The sequence below is a fragment of the Isoptericola sp. 178 genome (assembly GCF_030586525.1).
GTDB lineage: Bacteria > Actinomycetota > Actinomycetes > Actinomycetales > Cellulomonadaceae > Isoptericola > Isoptericola sediminis.
In genome coordinates this window covers 351,595-368,200 of the sequence record NZ_JAUQYN010000003.1, presented here as the reverse complement: position 1 = coordinate 368,200, position 16,606 = coordinate 351,595, and the positions used below count along the sequence as shown (strand labels likewise).

At 72.9% G+C, this 16,606-nt stretch carries 13 protein-coding genes; 9 read left to right on the top strand and 4 right to left on the bottom strand.

The features are described 5' to 3' along the window. Nucleotides 1-43 precede the first annotated feature (43 nt). The 6 genes from secD to Q6349_RS10810 are packed head-to-tail and all read left to right on the top strand — an operon-like array spanning nucleotide 44 to nucleotide 7,886. A complete protein-coding gene (gene secD / locus Q6349_RS10835; RefSeq protein WP_369810820.1) occupies nucleotides 44-2,008 on the top strand; it encodes a protein translocase subunit SecD in 1,965 nt (654 codons plus the stop codon). Continuing rightward, nucleotides 2,008-3,111: a protein translocase subunit SecF gene (secF, locus tag Q6349_RS10830; RefSeq protein WP_171248210.1), complete on the top strand. Its 1,104-nt coding sequence runs from the start codon at nucleotides 2,008-2,010 to the stop codon at nucleotides 3,109-3,111. The genes secD and secF overlap by 1 nt, the downstream gene beginning before the upstream one ends. Before the next feature lie 11 nt (nucleotides 3,112-3,122). Then, complete coding sequence (locus tag Q6349_RS10825; RefSeq protein WP_304604457.1) at nucleotides 3,123-3,698, top strand: adenine phosphoribosyltransferase; 576 nt, start codon at nucleotides 3,123-3,125, stop codon at nucleotides 3,696-3,698. A 50-nt stretch (nucleotides 3,699-3,748) separates the two neighbouring features. Next, the gene (locus Q6349_RS10820) at nucleotides 3,749-6,100 is read left to right on the top strand and encodes a bifunctional (p)ppGpp synthetase/guanosine-3',5'-bis(diphosphate) 3'-pyrophosphohydrolase (protein WP_304604089.1); all 2,352 of its coding nucleotides are present in this window, start codon (nucleotides 3,749-3,751) and stop codon (nucleotides 6,098-6,100) included. A 38-nt stretch (nucleotides 6,101-6,138) separates the two neighbouring features. After that, nucleotides 6,139-7,305, top strand: coding sequence for an ATP-dependent DNA ligase (locus Q6349_RS10815; protein WP_304604088.1), 1,167 nt, complete (start codon nucleotides 6,139-6,141; stop codon nucleotides 7,303-7,305). Continuing rightward, nucleotides 7,302-7,886 carry a dihydrofolate reductase family protein gene (locus tag Q6349_RS10810; RefSeq protein ID WP_370375613.1) on the top strand — a complete coding sequence of 195 codons (585 nt, stop codon included), beginning with the start codon at nucleotides 7,302-7,304 and terminating at the stop codon, nucleotides 7,884-7,886. Before Q6349_RS10815 ends, Q6349_RS10810 begins: the two co-directional genes overlap by 4 nt. 9 nt (nucleotides 7,887-7,895) lie before the next feature. On the opposite strand, the gene Q6349_RS10805 is transcribed toward Q6349_RS10810, so the two are convergent. The 4 genes from Q6349_RS10805 to Q6349_RS10790 form a co-directional block, all read right to left on the bottom strand. Further along, nucleotides 7,896-8,972 carry a DNA polymerase domain-containing protein gene (locus tag Q6349_RS10805; protein ID WP_304604086.1) on the bottom strand — a complete coding sequence of 359 codons (1,077 nt, stop codon included), beginning with the start codon at nucleotides 8,970-8,972 and terminating at the stop codon, nucleotides 7,896-7,898. Nucleotides 8,973-8,996: 24 nt separating this feature from the next. Next, nucleotides 8,997-9,620 carry a hypothetical protein gene (locus tag Q6349_RS10800; RefSeq protein WP_304604085.1) on the bottom strand — a complete coding sequence of 208 codons (624 nt, stop codon included), beginning with the start codon at nucleotides 9,618-9,620 and terminating at the stop codon, nucleotides 8,997-8,999. 118 nt (nucleotides 9,621-9,738) lie between these two features. Next, entirely contained in the window at nucleotides 9,739-11,304 is a 1,566-nt protein-coding gene (locus Q6349_RS10795; protein ID WP_171248216.1) for a DUF349 domain-containing protein, read from the bottom strand. After that, nucleotides 11,301-12,092: a peptidylprolyl isomerase gene (locus Q6349_RS10790; protein ID WP_304604084.1), complete on the bottom strand. Its 792-nt coding sequence runs from the start codon at nucleotides 12,090-12,092 to the stop codon at nucleotides 11,301-11,303. The genes Q6349_RS10795 and Q6349_RS10790 overlap by 4 nt, the downstream gene beginning before the upstream one ends. Nucleotides 12,093-12,238: 146 nt before the next feature. Here Q6349_RS10790 and Q6349_RS10785 point away from each other — a divergent pair, with 146 nt between their 5' ends. The 3 genes from Q6349_RS10785 to Q6349_RS10775 all read left to right on the top strand — a co-directional run bounded on the left by Q6349_RS10785 (nucleotide 12,239) and on the right by Q6349_RS10775 (nucleotide 16,594). Then, complete coding sequence (locus tag Q6349_RS10785; RefSeq protein WP_304604083.1) at nucleotides 12,239-12,967, top strand: MBL fold metallo-hydrolase; 729 nt, start codon at nucleotides 12,239-12,241, stop codon at nucleotides 12,965-12,967. Nucleotides 12,968-13,022: 55 nt separating this feature from the next. Next, on the top strand, nucleotides 13,023-14,387 hold the full coding sequence (hisS, locus tag Q6349_RS10780) for a histidine--tRNA ligase (protein ID WP_304604082.1): 1,365 nt from the start codon (nucleotides 13,023-13,025) through the stop codon (nucleotides 14,385-14,387). Between the two features lie 65 nt (nucleotides 14,388-14,452). After that, nucleotides 14,453-16,594, top strand: coding sequence for an intein-containing Rv2578c family radical SAM protein (locus tag Q6349_RS10775; RefSeq protein WP_370375386.1), 2,142 nt, complete (start codon nucleotides 14,453-14,455; stop codon nucleotides 16,592-16,594). Nucleotides 16,595-16,606: the final 12 nt, after the last annotated feature.

Sequence of the window (16,606 nt, the reverse complement as noted above, 5' to 3'; positions counted from 1 at the left end):
ATCACGCTCCGCTCCGGCGGCGCGCACACGGGAAGAGAACCAAGTGGCCAACTCCAGCACGCGGCGCTCGCGTCCGGTACGCACGCTCGTGGTCTTCGCGCTCCTGTCGATGGTGGTGCCGTTCGTGGCCCTCCTCGTCGGGACCTACCTGGACCCCAAGAGCGACGACAACCCCGGCGGCGCCAGCCTGGCACCCGGACTCGCTCTCGACCTGCAGGGCGGGACCCAGATCATCCTGACGCCGACGTCGACGGATGGTTCCGAGCTCACGCCGGAGGCGATCGACGAGTCGATCAACGTGATCCGGCAGCGCATCGACTCCTCCGGCGTCGTCGAGGCCGAGATCGTCAACCAGGGTGGCGAGAACATCGTCGTCTCCATCCCTGGCGAGGTGTCCCAGGCGACGATCGACCTCGTCTCCCAGCCGGCGCAGATGCGCTTCCGCCCGGTCCTGGCCTACGAGCTCGGGATCCCGTCCCAGCAGCCGTCCGCGGAGGCGTCCGAGGGCGCCGACGGGTCCGGCGAGGGCGACGCGGCCGAGGGCGAGGGCGACGCGGCCGAGGGCGAGACCCCGGCCGGAGCCACCCCGGAGGAGCTCGCCGCGCTCGACGAGCAGATCGCGACCGAGGCGCAGGACGTCGACCCCACCGACGCCTCCGACCTCGCGCAGATCACGCCCGCCGTGCAGGAGAAGTTCGACGCCCTCGACTGCACCGACCCGGCCAACCTGGCCGGTGGCGGCGGGGCGGACCCGGACCAGGTCCTGGTCACCTGCTCCAACGACGGCAGCATGCTGAAGTACGTCCTCGGCCCGGTCGAGGTCGACGGCACGCACCTGAGCAACGCCAGCTCCGGGCTCGGCTCCGGCCCCAACGGCACGACCACCAACGAGTGGGTCGTGAACATCGAGTTCGACGCCGAGGGCACCACGGAGTTCCGCCAGGTCACCGAGCGGCTGCAGAGCCTGGAGTCCCCGCGCAACCAGTTCGCGATGGTCCTGGACGGGCTCGTCATCTCGGCCCCGTCGCTGGCGCCCGGTGTGATCATCACCGACGGCCAGGCGCAGATCTCCGGGTCGTTCACCCGGGACTCGGCGGCCACGCTGGCCAACCAGCTGAGCTTCGGCTCGCTGCCGATCGCCTACGAGGTCCAGAGCCAGGAGACGATCTCGGCCACGCTCGGCTCCGAGCAGCTCCGCAACGGTCTCATCGCGGGTCTGATCGGTATGGCCCTGGTGGTCGTCTACTCGCTCTTCCAGTACCGCACCCTGGGTCTGGTGACCGTCGGTTCGCTGCTCATCGCGGGCGCCATCACCTACGTGTTCATCGCGCTGCTGTCCTGGACGATCGACTACCGCCTGTCCCTGGCGGGCGTCGCCGGTCTGATCGTGGCCATCGGCTTCACCGCGGACTCGTTCATCGTGTACTTCGAACGCATCCGGGACGAGATGCGTGACGGACGCTCGATGGCGATGGCGGTCGAGCGAGGATGGCGACGGGCCAAGCGCACCGTCCTGGCCGCCAAGTCGGTCACGCTGATCTCCGCGATCGTGCTCTACTTCCTCGCCGTCGGCGGGGTGCAGGGCTTCGCGTTCACCCTGGGTCTGACGACGATCATCGACATCGCCGTGGTCTTCTGGTTCACGCACCCGACGCTGCAGCTGCTGACCAAGGTGCCGTTCTTCCGCGACGGTCACTCGCTGTCCGGGCTCTCGCCCGAGCGCCTGCGCAGCACCAGCGGCCCCCGGTACGTGGGGGCGGGGCGCTTCTCGACGCCGGAGCCGACACCGGAGACCTCCGAGGAGCCCGAGAAGGAACCGGTGCCCGCCTTCGCCGGGGCCACCGCCTCGCCGGCGCCGAGCACCGACGACTCCGGTCGCCGGATGACGATCGCCGAGCGCCGCGCGGCGCAGCGCCGTGCGGCCGCCGCGGACGGGCCGCCGGACGACCCCGGGACCGACGAACGCCGTGACGACGCCGTCCCCGGCGAGAACGAGGAGAGCCGCTGATGGCCGGCAGCATGACCTTCGCCCAGTGGGGCAACGACCTGTACACGGGTCGTCGCTCCTACCCGATCGTCGCGAAGCGGCGGGTCTGGTTCTCGATCGTCGGCGTCCTGGGGATCGCCTCGATCATCATCCTGCTCACCAAGGGCCTCACCCTCGGGATCGACTTCCGGGGCGGTTCGGAGTTCACGGTCAACGGCACGTCGACGACCGAGCAGTCGGTCGCCGTCGACGCCGTGCACGAGGTGCTGCCGGAGGACGAGCCGCGCGTCGCGGTCGTCGGCGGCGACGCCGTCCGGGTCCAGACCTCGCAGGTCTCCGGCGCCGACGAGACGGCCGTGGTCGAGGCCCTCGCCGCCGGGTACGGCGTCGAGGCCGCGGACGTCGACTCCTCGTTCGTCGGCCCCACGTGGGGCGAGTCGGTCTCCGAGAAGGCGCTGTGGGGCGTGACGGTCTTCGTCCTCCTCGCGGCGGCCTTCATGGCCGTGTACTTCCGCGCCTGGCGGATGTCGGTCGCCGGCATCCTGGCGATGCTCAGCGACCTGCTGATCTCCGCCGGGGTGTACGCCCTGATCGGCTGGGAGGTCACGCCGTCCACGATCATCGGCTTCCTGACGATCCTGGGCTTCTCGCTCTACGACAAGATGGTCGTGTTCGACAAGGTGCGCGAGAACACCACCGGTGTGCTCGACCAGTCGCGCAACACCTACGCCGAGCGGGCCAACCTGGCCGTCAACCAGACCCTGGTGCGGTCCATCAACACCTCCGTGGTGGCCCTGCTCCCGGTGGCGGGCATCCTCTTCCTCGGTGCCTTCGTGCTCGGCGCGGGAACCCTGCGGGACCTCTCGCTCTCGCTGTTCGTCGGTATCGCGGTCGGTGCGGCCTCGTCGATCTTCCTGGCCACGCCGCTGGACGTGTCGCTGCGCCAGCGCGAGCCGAAGATCCGCCGCCACACCGAGGAGGTGCTGGCCGAGCGGGGTCGCCTGGCCGACGAGGGCGGCCACGAGGCCGAGCTCGCGGCCGTGGCCGCCGGACGGTCCCAGCTGATCCCGGGGCATCACCAGGGGCACGGGTCCCAGCCGCGCCGGAAGCGCGGCGGCAGGTGACGTCACCCGTGATCGAGGACGACATCTCGGTGGTCGCCCTGGCCGGGCTCGGTCCGGCCAGGGCGGCCGAGATCCGCTCGCTCATCCAGGACATCCCGGACTACCCGCACCCGCCGGTCGTCTTCCGGGACATCATGCCCCTGCTGGCGGACGGTGCGGCCCTGGCCGACGTCACCGACGCGTTCGCCTCCCTGGTGGAGGCCGACGGCGGCGTCGACGTGGTCGCCGGGATGGAGGCGCGCGGGTTCCTCCTCGGCGCGCCGCTGGCCACCCGGCTCGGCGTGGGCTTCGTCCCGCTGCGCAAGGCGGGCAAGCTGCCGCCGCCGGTCGAGCGCGAGGACTACGAGCTGGAGTACGGCACGGCGTCCATCGAGCTGCGCCGGGGAACACTGCAGCCCGGTGCGCGTGTTCTCGTGGTCGACGACGTGCTCGCCACGGGTGGGACGGCCGAGGCCGCCGCCCGGCTGGTGCAGCGCTGCGGGGGGACGGTCGTGGCACTGGCGTTCCTGCTCGAGCTGGCCGCCCTGGGCGGTCGGGCCCGGCTCGGTGACCACACCGTCGAGACCCTGTTGCGGGTGGGGACGTAGACTTGCCGTCCCGGAGGTCACCCCGGCGGCGATGGGCGAAGGAGGTGCTCGTGAGCGACGACACGCAGACCCGCTCTGCCGCCGACGCGCCCCGATCCTCCTCCACCGGAGCCGGGAACCGGGTGCGCAACCGCCTCGTGCGCCTCGGTCTGGGCGGTGCGACCCCCTCGACGCCGGCGCTCGAGCCGCTGCTCCAGGCGGTGCGCACCAACCACCCCAAGAGCGACCTGAGCGTGCTGGAGCGTGCCTACGGCATCGCCGAGCGCGCCCACCGCGGTCAGCAGCGCAAGTCGGGCGACCCGTACATCACCCACCCCGTGGCGGTCGCCACGATCCTGGCCGAGCTGGGATTCGACGGCGCCACGCTGGCCGCCGCGCTGCTGCACGACACCGTCGAGGACACCGACTACTCGCTGGACGACCTCACGCGGGACTTCGGCAGCGAGATCGCGATGCTCGTCGACGGCGTCACGAAGCTGGACAAGGTCACCTACGGCGACGCGGCGCAGGCCGAGACCGTGCGCAAGATGGTCGTGGCGATGGCCAAGGACATCCGCGTCCTGGTCATCAAGCTCGCCGACCGCCTGCACAACGCCCGCACCTGGAAGTACGTCTCCGGGTCCTCGGCGTCGCGCAAGGCCCGCGAGACCCTGGAGATCTACGCGCCCCTGGCCCACCGGCTGGGCATGAACACGATCAAGTGGGAGCTGGAGGACCTCTCCTTCCAGACCCTGTACCCGAAGGTCTACGACGAGATCGTGCACCTCGTGGCCGAGCGGGCCCCCGCCCGCGAGGAGTACCTCGGTGTGGTGCGCGAGCAGATCTCGGCGGACCTGCGTGGGGCGAAGATCCGCGCGACGGTGACGGGCCGCCCCAAGCACTACTACTCGATCTACCAGAAGATGATCGTGCGCGGGCACGACTTCACGGAGATCTACGACCTGGTCGGCACCCGTGTCCTGGTGGACTCGGTGCGCGACTGCTACGCGGCGCTCGGTGCGCTGCACGCGCGGTGGAACCCGGTCCCGGGCCGGTTCAAGGACTACATCGCGATGCCGAAGTTCAACATGTACCAGTCGTTGCACACGACGGTCGTCGGACCCGGCGGCAAGCCGGTCGAGATCCAGATCCGCACGCACGACATGCACCGCCGCGCCGAGTACGGCGTCGCGGCGCACTGGAAGTACAAGGAGACGGCGCGCGCCGGCAAGGGCGGGTCGAACGACCCGCGGGCGAACGACATGGCCTGGCTGCGCCAGCTCGTGGACTGGCAGCGCGAGACGGCCGACCCGGGCGAGTTCCTCGACTCCCTGCGCTACGAGATCGGTGCGGCCGAGGTCTACGTCTTCACGCCCAAGGGTGAGGTCATGGCGCTGCCGGCCGGTGCCACCCCGGTCGACTTCGCCTACTCGGTGCACACCGAGGTCGGTCACCGGACCATGGGCGCACGCGTCAACGGACGGCTGGTGCCGCTCGACTCGCCGCTGCAGAACGGCGACGTCGTGGAGGTGCTGACCTCCAAGGCCGAGACGGCCGGACCGTCCCAGGACTGGCTCAACTTCGTGAAGTCCGGCCGGGCGCGCAACAAGATCCGCCAGTGGTTCACCAAGGAACGCCGGGACGAGGCGATCGAGCGCGGCAAGGACGCGATCACGCGGGCGATGCGCAAGCAGAACCTGCCGATCCAGCGCCTGATGAGCCACGAGGCGCTCGTGGGGCTGGCCAACGACCTGCGCTACGACGACGTCTCCGCGCTGTACGCCGCGGTGGGGGAGAACAACGTCTCCGCCCAGCACGTCGTCGAGACGCTCGTGAAGTCCCTCGGCGGGGAGGACGGCACGGCCGAGGACACCGCCGAGGTCGCGCGGCCGGGTCAGGCCGTGCGCCGCTCGCGCTCCACCGGCGACCCGGGCGTGGCCGTCAAGGGCATGGACGACATCTGGGTCAAGCTCGCCAAGTGCTGCACCCCCGTCCCCGGCGACGAGATCGTCGGGTTCGTCACGCGGGGTGCGGGCGTGAGCGTGCACCGCGCGGACTGCGCGAACCTCGCCCAGCTGCGCGAGCAGCCCGAGCGGATCGTCGACGTGTCCTGGACCAACGGCGCGAACACGATGTTCCTCGTCCAGATCCAGGTCGAGGCCCTCGACCGGTCCCGGCTGCTGTCGGACGTGACGCGGGTGCTGTCCGACCACCACGTGAACATCCTCTCGGCGACGGTCTCCACGTCGACGGACCGCATCGCGATCTCCCGGTTCGTCTTCGAGATGGCCGAGCCGGCGCACCTGCAGCAGGTGCTGGCCGCCGCCCGCAAGATCGACGGCGTCTTCGACGTCTACCGCATCACCGGCACCAAGGCCGAGGACGTCGGCTCCGACGCACCCGAGGCACCCGCCGACGCCTGACCGGGCGGTGACGCCCCGACGGGCGTAGTTTCACCGGCATGGACCTGCCGCTCCGCCCGCCGATCCGACCCATGCTCGCCCGGTCGGTCGCCGCGGTGCCCGACCAGCCGGACGACGGCGCAGCCTGGGTGTACGAACCCAAGTGGGACGGGTTCCGCGCGATCGTCTACCGCGACGGCGACGAGGTGCGCATCGACTCGCGCAACGCCCGGCCGATGCAGCGCTACTTCCCGGAGGTCGTCGACGCCGTGCGGGAGGCGTTGCCGTCGCGGTGCGTCGTCGACGCCGAGATCGTCGTCGCCCGTCCGCCCGGCCCGGGCCGTCCCGACGCCCACCTCGACTTCGACGCGTTGAGCCAGCGCATCCACCCGGCCGACTCGCGGGTCCGGCGCCTGGCCGAGGAGGTCCCCGCCACCCTCGTCGTCTTCGACGTGCTGGCCCTCGACGACGAGGACCTGTCGGTCCGTCCGCTGGCCGAGCGGCTCGCCCGGCTGGACGGGCTCGGGCTGGACGACCCCCGGGTGCACGCCACGCCGCGCACCGACGACGCGGCCACGGCCCGCGAGTGGTTCGCGGCGTTCGAGGGGGCGGGGCTGGACGGGGTCGTGGCCAAGCGCGACGACGAGCCGTACCAGCCCAACAAGCGGGGGTGGTGGAAGGTCAAGCACGCCCGGACGGCCGACGTCGTCCTGGCCGGTCTGCGGGAGCACAAGACCTCGACGGCCGACCGGCCGTTGGTGGGCTCGCTCCTGCTGGGCCTCTACCTGGACGGCGCCGGGGAGGACGCCGGGCCGTCGCTGCAGTTCGTGGGGGTCGCCGCGTCCTTCCCCGCCGCGCGTCGCGCCGCGTTGTACGACGAGCTCGCACCGCTGCGGGTCGAGCCGGGGACGTCCGCGGCGGGCGACCACCCGTGGGCCGACTGGCAGGATCCCGCCGTCGCGGACGGCAGCGCGGGGGAGCGGCGGCCCGGCGCGCAGTCGCGGTGGAGCGCGGGCAAGGACCTGTCGTTCACCCCGCTGCGGGTCGAGCGGGTCCTCGAGGTCGGCTACGACCACATGGAGGGGCGGAGGTTCCGGCACACCGCGCAGTTCAAGCGCTGGCGACCAGACCGCGACCCCGGCTCGTGCACGTACGACCAGCTCGTCGAACCCGTCGGGTACGACCTGGCGACGATCCTGCCCGATGCCCCGGGCATCGACCGATGAGTTCCGGGGTCCCGGGAGGTCGGCACGGCATGGGAACCGTGAGATTCAGCATGACCTGCTCCCTCGACGGGTACGTCACCGACCCCGACGGCGACTTCCGGTGGACCGCGCCGAGCGAGGAGATGCACGCCTTCGTCAACCGCCGTGTCCGTGAGCTGAGCACGTTCGTCCTCGGCCGCGCCATGTACGAGACGCTGAAGGTCTGGGACGACTGGGAGGCGGACTCCGCGGTCGAGCAGGAGTTCGCCGACCTGTGGGCGGGGCGGGACAAGATCGTCTGCTCCGACTCGCTCGACGCGCTCGCGGCTCCCCGCACGACCCTCGAACCGCGACTCACCACCGAGCGCCTCGCCGAGATCGCGGCCGGCGCGGACGGCGTCGTCGAGGTGGCGGGCCCGACGGTCGCGGCCGAGGCGCTGCGCGCGGGCCTCGTCGACGAGATCGAGATGTTCGTCGCCCCGCACGTGCTCGGCGGTGGCACCCGCGCCTTCCCGGACGGGATGCGCACGGCCCTGGAGCTCGTGGAGAGCCGGCCCTTCGCCGCCGGCGCGGTCTTCCTCCGGTACCGCACCCGGCCCTGACGAGGACCGTCAGTCGTCCGGCGGCCGGTCCTTCGCCCGGCTGGGCTGCACCCGCAGCGGCTCGCCCGGCATCTTCGGGTACTCCGGGGGATAGGGGAGGTCGCCGAGCCCGTGCTCGGTCTCGTCCCGGCGCGCCAGCTCCAGCGCCGGCTCCAACGAGCAGTCCAGGGCCGGGTCACGGTCGGCCCGCAGGGCGGCGAAGAGGTCGCCCCGCGCCGCGAACCGCTCGGGCACCGTGCGCAGGGTGAAGTCGTCCGGGTGGACCTCGGTGACCTCGTCCCAGTCCAGCGGTGTCGAGACCGTGGCCCGGGGGTTGGGCCGCAGCGAGTACGCCGAGGCGATCGTGCGGTCGCGCGCCATCTGGTTGTAGTCCACGAACAGGCGCTCCCCCCGCTCCTCCTTCCACCAGCGGGTCGTCACCGCGTCCGGCAGGCGTCGTTCGAGCTCGCGACCGATCGCGATGGTGGCGCGTCGGGCCTGGACGAAGCTCCAGCGCGGCGCGACGGGCACGAACACGTGCAGCCCTCGGCCCCCGGAGGTCTTCGGGTAGCCGACCAGGTCGAGCTCGTCGAGCACCTCGCGCAAGGTCAGCGAGGCGCGCGCGGCGTCGGCGAAGTCCGTGCCGGGCTGAGGATCGAGGTCGATGCGGAGCTGGTCGACGGCCTCGACGTCGTCCCGCCGGACGGGCCACGGGTGGAACGTCAGGGTGCCGAGCTGGGCCGCCCAGGCGATCACGGCGAGCTCGGTCGGGGCCACCTCGTCGGCCGTGCGGCCGGACGGGAAGGCGATCCGCGCGGTGCGCACGTAGTCCGGCGCGCCCTTCGGGATCCGCTTCTGGTAGAAGGCGTCGCCGTGGGAGTCCTGGCGGGTCGCCATCACGGCGTCGGGGGAGTAGCCCTTGGGCCACCGCTCCAGCGTCGTGGGCCGGTCCAGCAGCGCGCCGAGGATCCCGTCGCCGACGGCGAGGAAGTACTCGACCACCTCGAGCTTGGTGATTCCCAGGTCGCCGAACACGACCCGGTCCGGGCTGGACACCCGCACCCGACGACCGGCGACCTCGACCTCGACGGCTCCCGCGGAAGGCATGGACCCCAACCTACGCCGGGGCCGTCACCGGTGCGCGGACTCCACGCCGACGAGCGTCGCGGCCGCGGCGGACAGGGCGGCGTGCGCGGGTCCGCGCGCGGCGACCCGGGACCGGGCCTCGATCGCGCGTCGCGCACGCCCCGGGTCGGCGCCGGCCCGCAGGAGCGCGGCGGCCAGCAGGGTCGTCTCCGGGTTCCGGGCGCCGTGCAGCACCAGCTCGACCAGGGTGCGCTGCGGTGTCGTCACGGCCACGCCCCCGAGCCGCCGGGTGTCGGGACCGAGCAGGTGGCCCTGCCACAGCCGTGCACCCCGGGGCCGCTCGGGACGGTGGCGGCCCGCCGGGTAGGTGAGGTCCAGCGTCTCCGGCCGGCCGCGTCCGGTGTGCACCCAGACGGCCGTGCGTGCGGTGACGACGGCGCCGGCCGGGACCTCGGGGGCGAGCACCGAGGCGCGCAGCGCCGCGTCCACGACCCGGCCCGCCGGGCACGCGGCGTCGACCCGCAGCACCCGCAGGACGCCCTCGTGCACCAGGGTCTGCCAGGCGGCCCGGCCGCCGACGTCCCCCGGGCGGACGACCGGCGGTGCGGGGCCCGGCCCGTGCAGCAGCTCGCGCAACGGACGGGGGGCCGACGTCGGGACGGCGGGCACGCGGTCACCTCCGGGCTGGACGCGCGGTCTCAGCCAGCGACCCTAGGGACCCGTCGCCGCGCCGACCGCCCGGCGGCCGTCGTCCTGTGGACGCCGGGCGGCGTCCACAGGACGTGCGTCAGCCGCGCGAGTCCTCGGCAGCCTTGACGATCTGCTCCAGCCACGCCTTGCGCGCCGCGATGGCGCCCCGGATCTCGTCGGCGGAGCGCTCGTCCCCGGCCGCCTCGGCGTCGGCGAGCTCGGACTCCATGCCGGAGATCGCCTCCTCGAGCTGGGCGGCCGCGCCCTCCGCGCGCGCCTGCGTCTCGGGGTTCGTCCGGCGCCACTTGTCGTCCTCGGCGTCCCGGATCGCGCTCTCGACCGCCCGGAGGCGACCCTCGACGCGGGACAGGTCCGCCCGCGGCACCTTGCCGGCCTCCTCCCAGCGGTCCTGGATGCCGCGCAGCGCCTCCTTGGCGGCGTTGACGTCCTTGACGGGCACCAGCGCCTCGGCCTCGGCCAGCAGCGCCTCCTTGACCTTGAGGTTCTCGCCGTACTCGGCGTCGATCGCCGCGTTCGCCTCGTCCCGGGCACCGAAGAAGACGTCCTGGGCCGCCCGGAAGCGGGCCCACAGCGCGTCGTCGTCCTTGCGGTGCGCCCGGCCCGCAGCCTTCCAGCGGTTCATCAGGTCGCGGTACTCGCGGGTCGTGGGACCCCACTCGGTGGAGTGCTGGAGCGCCTCGGCCTCCGCCACGATCTGCTCCTTGGCGGCCTTCGCGGAGGCGTTGCGCTGCTCCAGCTCGGCGAAGAAGTGCCGGCGCTCGCGGTCGAACGCGGTGCGCGCCTGGCTGAACCGCTTCCAGAGCGACTCCTCGGTCGGCCGGTCGATGCGGGGGCCGGTGCGCTGCGACTCCTTCCAGCGCTCGAGCAGGTTGCGCAGCTCCTCGCCCGCCGGGCGCCACTGCATCTTCTCCGGGTCGGTCGCCGCGATCTTCTCCGCGGCCTCGACGATCTCGGTCCGGGCCTCGACGGCACGCTCCTTGGCGGCCACCCGCTCGGCCTCCAGGGCCGCGCGACGCTCGCCCGCGCGGGAGCGGACCTGCTCCACCCGCTTCCGCAGGGCGTCCAGGTCGCCGACGGCGGCCGGCTCGGTGGTCTCCTCGGCCAGCTTGGCCAGCGTCTGGTCGATCTCGCGGATCGCCAGGTCGGCGCTGTCCAGGCGGGTCTCGAAGAGGGCGACCTTCGCCACGAGGTCCAGGTAGCGCCGCACGTAGAGCGACAGCGCCTCCTCGGCCGGGACACCCGGGTACTGCCCGACGGGGCGCTCTCCGTCGCCCTCGCGCACGTGCACCGTGCCGTCGTCGTCCACCCGGCCGAAGGCGGCGGCCGCAGCGGTCTCGGCGGCGTCGTGCACCGGGGGGACCGGGGCGGCCGGGGTGGTGGGGGTCGGCGCCGTCCGGGGCGTGGGCCGGTGCAGCGCCGACGGCTTGGGCGCGCCTGCTCCGGGCGGGCCCGGCTTCGGCGCCGAGGGCTTCGGTGCCGACGGCCGGGGGGCCTCGGGCGCGGACGGTGCCGGGTCGGACGGTGCCGGGTCGGACGGTGCGTTCGTCGACCGCTCGGTCCCGGCGCCAGGAGTTTCGGCCTGTGCCTGCTCGGCGGCCTCGACGTTCTCGGGGCCGGCCGAGCCGGGGGTGCTCTCGCTCACTGGGTCTCCACTCCTTCGATGATGACGGGGCTGACCGGGGAGCCGTCACCGGCTCCGTCGGCCGTGCCCGCGTCAGCGACTGCCTGGATCAGGTCCAGGCCGGACGTCACGGTGCCGAACACCGTGTACCCGCCGGCTGCGTCGGACGGGATGGTCGAGTCCTCGTAGACGAGGAAGAACTGCGAGCCCATCGACGCGGCGTCGCCGCCGCGGCGGGCCATGGCCAGGGTGCCGGCCGGGTACACGTCGTCCGCGGGCGCGTTCTCCACCGGGCCGAACGAGTAGCCGGGGCCACCGGTGCCCGTGGCGGTCGGGTCGCCGCACTGCAGGACGTAGATCCCCTGGGTGGTCAGGCGGTGGCACTGGGTGCCGTCGAAGTAGCCCTGGTCGGCCAGCGCGACGAAGCTCGCCACCGCCTGCGGTGCGTCGGCTCCCGCCAGCTCCAGCTCGACGGTCTCGGTGACCCCGTCCACGCACAGGTCGAGCGAGGCCGTCCAGGACCGGTCCTCGGCGACCGATGGGTCGGGCAGCTCACCGCCGTCGCGCGCCTCCGTCGATCCCAGCGGGCACGCCGCGCCGGCCGGGGTCTCCACGCCCGACGCGACGGGGGCGTCCTCGGACGCGGTGAGCCCCGCGACCAGCGCACCGCCGCCGACCAGGCCGAGGATCGCCACGATCGCCACGACGATGCCGATGCGGCGACGGCGCTCCTGCTTGGCGCGTCGGCGCGCGGCGAACTTCGCCTCGCGCTTCCGGGCGTACTCGCGCTCGCGCTTGCTCGGCGCCACCGTCCGTCGGCCTCCTCGGATCCTCGGCGCACGACAACCGTGCGCCTCCGACAGTCTAGGGCTCGCGACCCAGGTCATCCGCACGAACTCCGGCATCCGGGCCCGCGGGCGGTGACGGCCCGCCGTCCGGCACTACGGTGGGCGCCATGGACGTGCATGTCGTGGTCGCCCCCGTGTTCGGCACCAACTGCTGCGTCGTGGTCGCCGACGCCGTCCGCGACGACGGCCGGCGCGACTGCGTCGTCGTCGACGCGGGGGCCGGCACGGCCGACCGCGTGGCACAGCTCGTCGCGGACCGCTCGCTCGTGCCACGGGCCGTGCTGGCTACCCACGGGCACGTCGACCACACCTGGGACGCCGCGGCGCTGTGCGCCCGGTTCGACGTGCCGCTCCGACTGCACGCCGCCGACGCCTACCGGATCGACGACCCGTTCGGCACGATCCTGCGCGGCGGGGACGACGCCGCGGCCACGAGCGTCAGCAGCGCGCTGGCGCAGGCGCTCGGCGACTTCGGCCGCGACCCGCGGGACTACCGGGTCCCGGCGACGGTCGAGCCCTTCGACGGGTCGACCACCGAGATCGTGGCCGGGGACGTCACGCTGCACGCCGTGCACGCCCCCGGGCACACCGAGGGGTCGACCCTCTACCTCGTCGACGGGAGCGACGGCGGACCGGGTGTCGTGCTCAGCGGTGACGTCCTCTTCGCCGGCGGGGTGGGGCGCACCGACCTGCCGGGCGCGGACGTGGACGCGATGCTCGCCACGCTGCGCGACGTCGTCCGCGCCCTCGACCCGGCGCTCGGCGTCGTCCCGGGGCACGGACCCACGACCACGGTGCGCCGGGAGCTGGCGGCCAACCCGTTCCTGCCGGCCTGACGGCAGCGGTGGACGTGGCCCGGGCACCGTCCGGGATCGTGGGAAGATCGTCCCCATGGCTCGCGTCACCCCTCTCTCCGGTTTCCCCGAATGGCTCCCCGACGGTCGCGTGGTGGAGCAGCACGTGCTGGACGTGCTGCGCCGCACCTTCGAGCTGCACGGGTTCGCGGGGATCGAGACCCGCGCGGTGGAGCCGCTCGACCAGCTGCTGCGCAAGGGCGAGACGTCGAAGGAGGTGTACGTCCTGCGCCGCCTCCAGGAGGAGGGCGAGGACACCTCCGCGGACGGTGGACGTGGCGAGAAGCAGCTCGGGCTGCACTTCGACCTGACGGTCCCGTTCGCCCGGTACGTGCTGGAGAACGCGGGACGTCTCGCCTTCCCGTTCAAGCGCTACCAGATCCAGAAGGTCTGGCGTGGTGAACGGCCGCAGGAGGGTCGGTTCCGGGAGTTCGTCCAGGCCGACATCGACGTGGTCGGCGCGGGCGAGCTGCCCTACCACTACGAGGTCGAGGTGCCGCTGGTCATGGCCGAGGCGCTCGGCGCCCTGCGCGAGGTCGGGCTGCCGCCCGTGCGGGTCCTGGTCAACAACCGCAAGGTGGCCGAGGGGTTCTACCGCGGGCTGGGCCTGAGCGACGTCGAGGGCGTGCTGCGCCAGATCGACAAGCTCGACAAGATCGGCGTGGAGAAGGTCGCCGAGCTGCTCGTCGCCGAGCAGGGCGCGACGGCCGAGCAGGCCGCCGCCTGCCTCGACCTGGCGGCGATCCACGGCAGCGACACGACCGTGGTCGACGACGTGCGCAAGCTCGCGGCGCGGTACGACGCCGCCACGGACCTGCTGGAGACCGGCCTGGCCGAGCTCGGCGCGCTGATCGAGGCGGCGGGTGCCCGCGCTCCGGGCGTCGTGGTGGCCGACCTCAAGATCGCCCGCGGCCTCGACTACTACACGGGGTCCGTCTACGAGACCGTGCTGGTCGGCCACGAGCAGCTCGGCTCGATCTGCTCCGGCGGCCGTTACGACACGCTCGCGTCCGACGGCAAGAACACCTACCCCGGCGTCGGGCTGTCCGTGGGGGTCTCCCGGCTCGTCTCGCGGCTGCTCTCCGCCGGACTCATGACCGCCACGCGCGGGGTGCCGACCGCCGTGCTGGTCGCCGTGACCGACGAGGACCACCGTGCGCAGTCCGACGCCGTGGCCGCGGCCCTGCGGGCCCGTGGCATCCCCACCGACGTGGCCCCGTCCGCGGCGAAGTTCGGCAGGCAGATCAAGGTCGCCGACCGTCGCGGGATCCCGTTCGTCTGGTTCCCGGGCGAGGAGCACCAGGTCAAGGACATCCGCTCCGGCGAGCAGGTCGAGGCGGACCCGACGACCTGGGCGCCGCCCGCCGAGGACCTGCACCCCCGGGTCGTCCCGGGGGAGTGAGGCCCCGCCCCTGCGGGTGACCCGCGTCCCTTGACCCGTCGTCGAACGCGTGTTCGACTACGGGGGTGCGATGGGACGGGCAGGCGACGACGGCCGACGACGGGGCGCTGCCCGGTCTGGAGCGGCCGGGGCTGGCCCGGCTCGGCCTCGTGCGCAGCACGCGCACCCCGGAGTTCGCCGGCATCACCTTCCACGAGGTGATGGCCAAGAGTGCGCTGTCCAAGGTGCCGGCCGCCTCGCGCATGCCGTTCCGGTGGACGGTCAACCCTTACCGCGGCTGCTCTCACGCGTGCACCTACTGCGTCTCTCCGTCCACGCTCGTCCTGATGGCGGACGGCACGCAGAAGCCGATCGGCCAGGTGTCGGTCGGTGACCGGATCGTCGGCACGCGCCGCCAGGGGACCTACCGACGGTTCGTCGAGACCACGGTGCTGGCGCGATGGACGTCGGTGAAACCCGCCTACCGGGTGATCCTGCGCGACGGCACCGAGATCGTGGCGAGCGCCGAGCACCGGTTCCTGGCCCGGGGTCGTGGATGGAAGCACGTCGCCGCCGGGCCACCGGGCACGCAGCGCCCGCACCTCACGACGAACGACTCCTTGATGGGGTTCGGTACCGGCCGGCCGGAAGAAGGCACAGGCAGTACCGAGTCGCGCGACTACCGGCGCGGTTATCTCACCGGGATGATCCGCGGCGACGGCATGATCTTCGAGAAGACCTACCCGAGGACATCGCGGGGCGGTGCCCGCGTGTGCATGTTCCGCCTCGCCCTGGCCGACCGGGAGGGTCTCGACCGGACCGCCCGGTACCTGGCCCTCGACGGGATCGTCACGAGACGTCGTCCGTTCGTGACCGCGACGGAGACACGTCGCGCCATGAGCGCACTGCACACCGCGCGGTCGGCGGACGTCGATGCGATCAGAAGGCTGATCGAGTGGCCGGCGGTGCCGAGCGCGGAATGGTCGAGGGGCTTTCTGTCAGGGATCTTCGACGCTGAGGGTTCGTGCTCCCGGGGGATCTTGAGGATCGCCAACAAGGACGAGGCGATCCTGTCCCAGGTGGCCGATTCCCTCCGGCGGTTCGCCCTGGACCACACGCTCGAGCCTCCACGACCGAACGGTGTGGCGCGCGTGCGTGTGCGAGGTGGTCTCGCGGCGCGGGAACGGTTCTTCCGCCTCGTCCGGCCCGCGATCGTCCGCAAGCTCTCCGTGACGGGTATGGCGCTGAAGACCTCGGTGGACCTCGGTGTCGTGATGGTCGAGGCCTGTGGCTTCGACCAGGAGATGGTCGACATCACGACAGGAACAGGCGACTTCGTGGCCAACGGTGTGGTCGCCCACAACTGCTTTGCTCGCCCGACGCACGAGTACCTCGACCTGGACGCGGGGACCGACTTCGACTCCCAGGTCGTGGTGAAGACGAACGTCGACCAGGTGCTGCGCGCCGAGCTGGCCCGGCCCTCCTGGCGGCGCGAGCCGGTCGCGCTGGGCACCAACACCGACCCGTACCAGCGCGCCGAGGGGCGCTACCGGCTCATGCCCGGGATCATCTCGGCGCTCGCTGACTCGCGGACGCCGTTCTCGATCCTCACCAAGGGCACGCTGCTGCGCCGCGACCTGCCGCTGATCGCCGACGCCGCCACGCACGTCGACGTCGGTCTCGGTGTCTCGTTGTCGTTCGTCGACGCCGAGCTCCAGCAGGCCGTCGAACCCGGCACGCCGACGCCGAAGGCGCGGCTGGACCTCGTCCGCACGATCCGTGCCGCGGGCCTGCCGTGCGGTGTCATGGTCGCCCCGGTGCTGCCGTGGCTGACGGACTCCACGGACCACCTCACCCGGCTGCTCGACGCGATCGCCGACGCGGGCGCGACGGGCGTGACGGTCGTCCCGCTGCGGCTCAAGCCCGGCGTGCGGGAGTGGTACCTGCAGTGGCTCGCCCGGGAGCACCCCGACCGGGTGGCGGGCTACCGGCGCGTCTTCGCCCGAGGTGCCGACGTGCACGACGGGTACCGGGACTGGCTCTGGCAGCGGGTGCGGCCCCTGCTCGAGGAGCGGGGGTTCGCGGGGTCCGCGCACCGGGCCGCCTCCGGCGCCACCGGCCGCTACGACGACGACCTGCGCCCCCACGACGACGCCGACTACCCGGCCGGGTCGATGGTCGCCGCTGCGCCCACCGCGCCGGAGGAGCGGTCGGCGACCCTGTTCTGATGGTGACCGCGG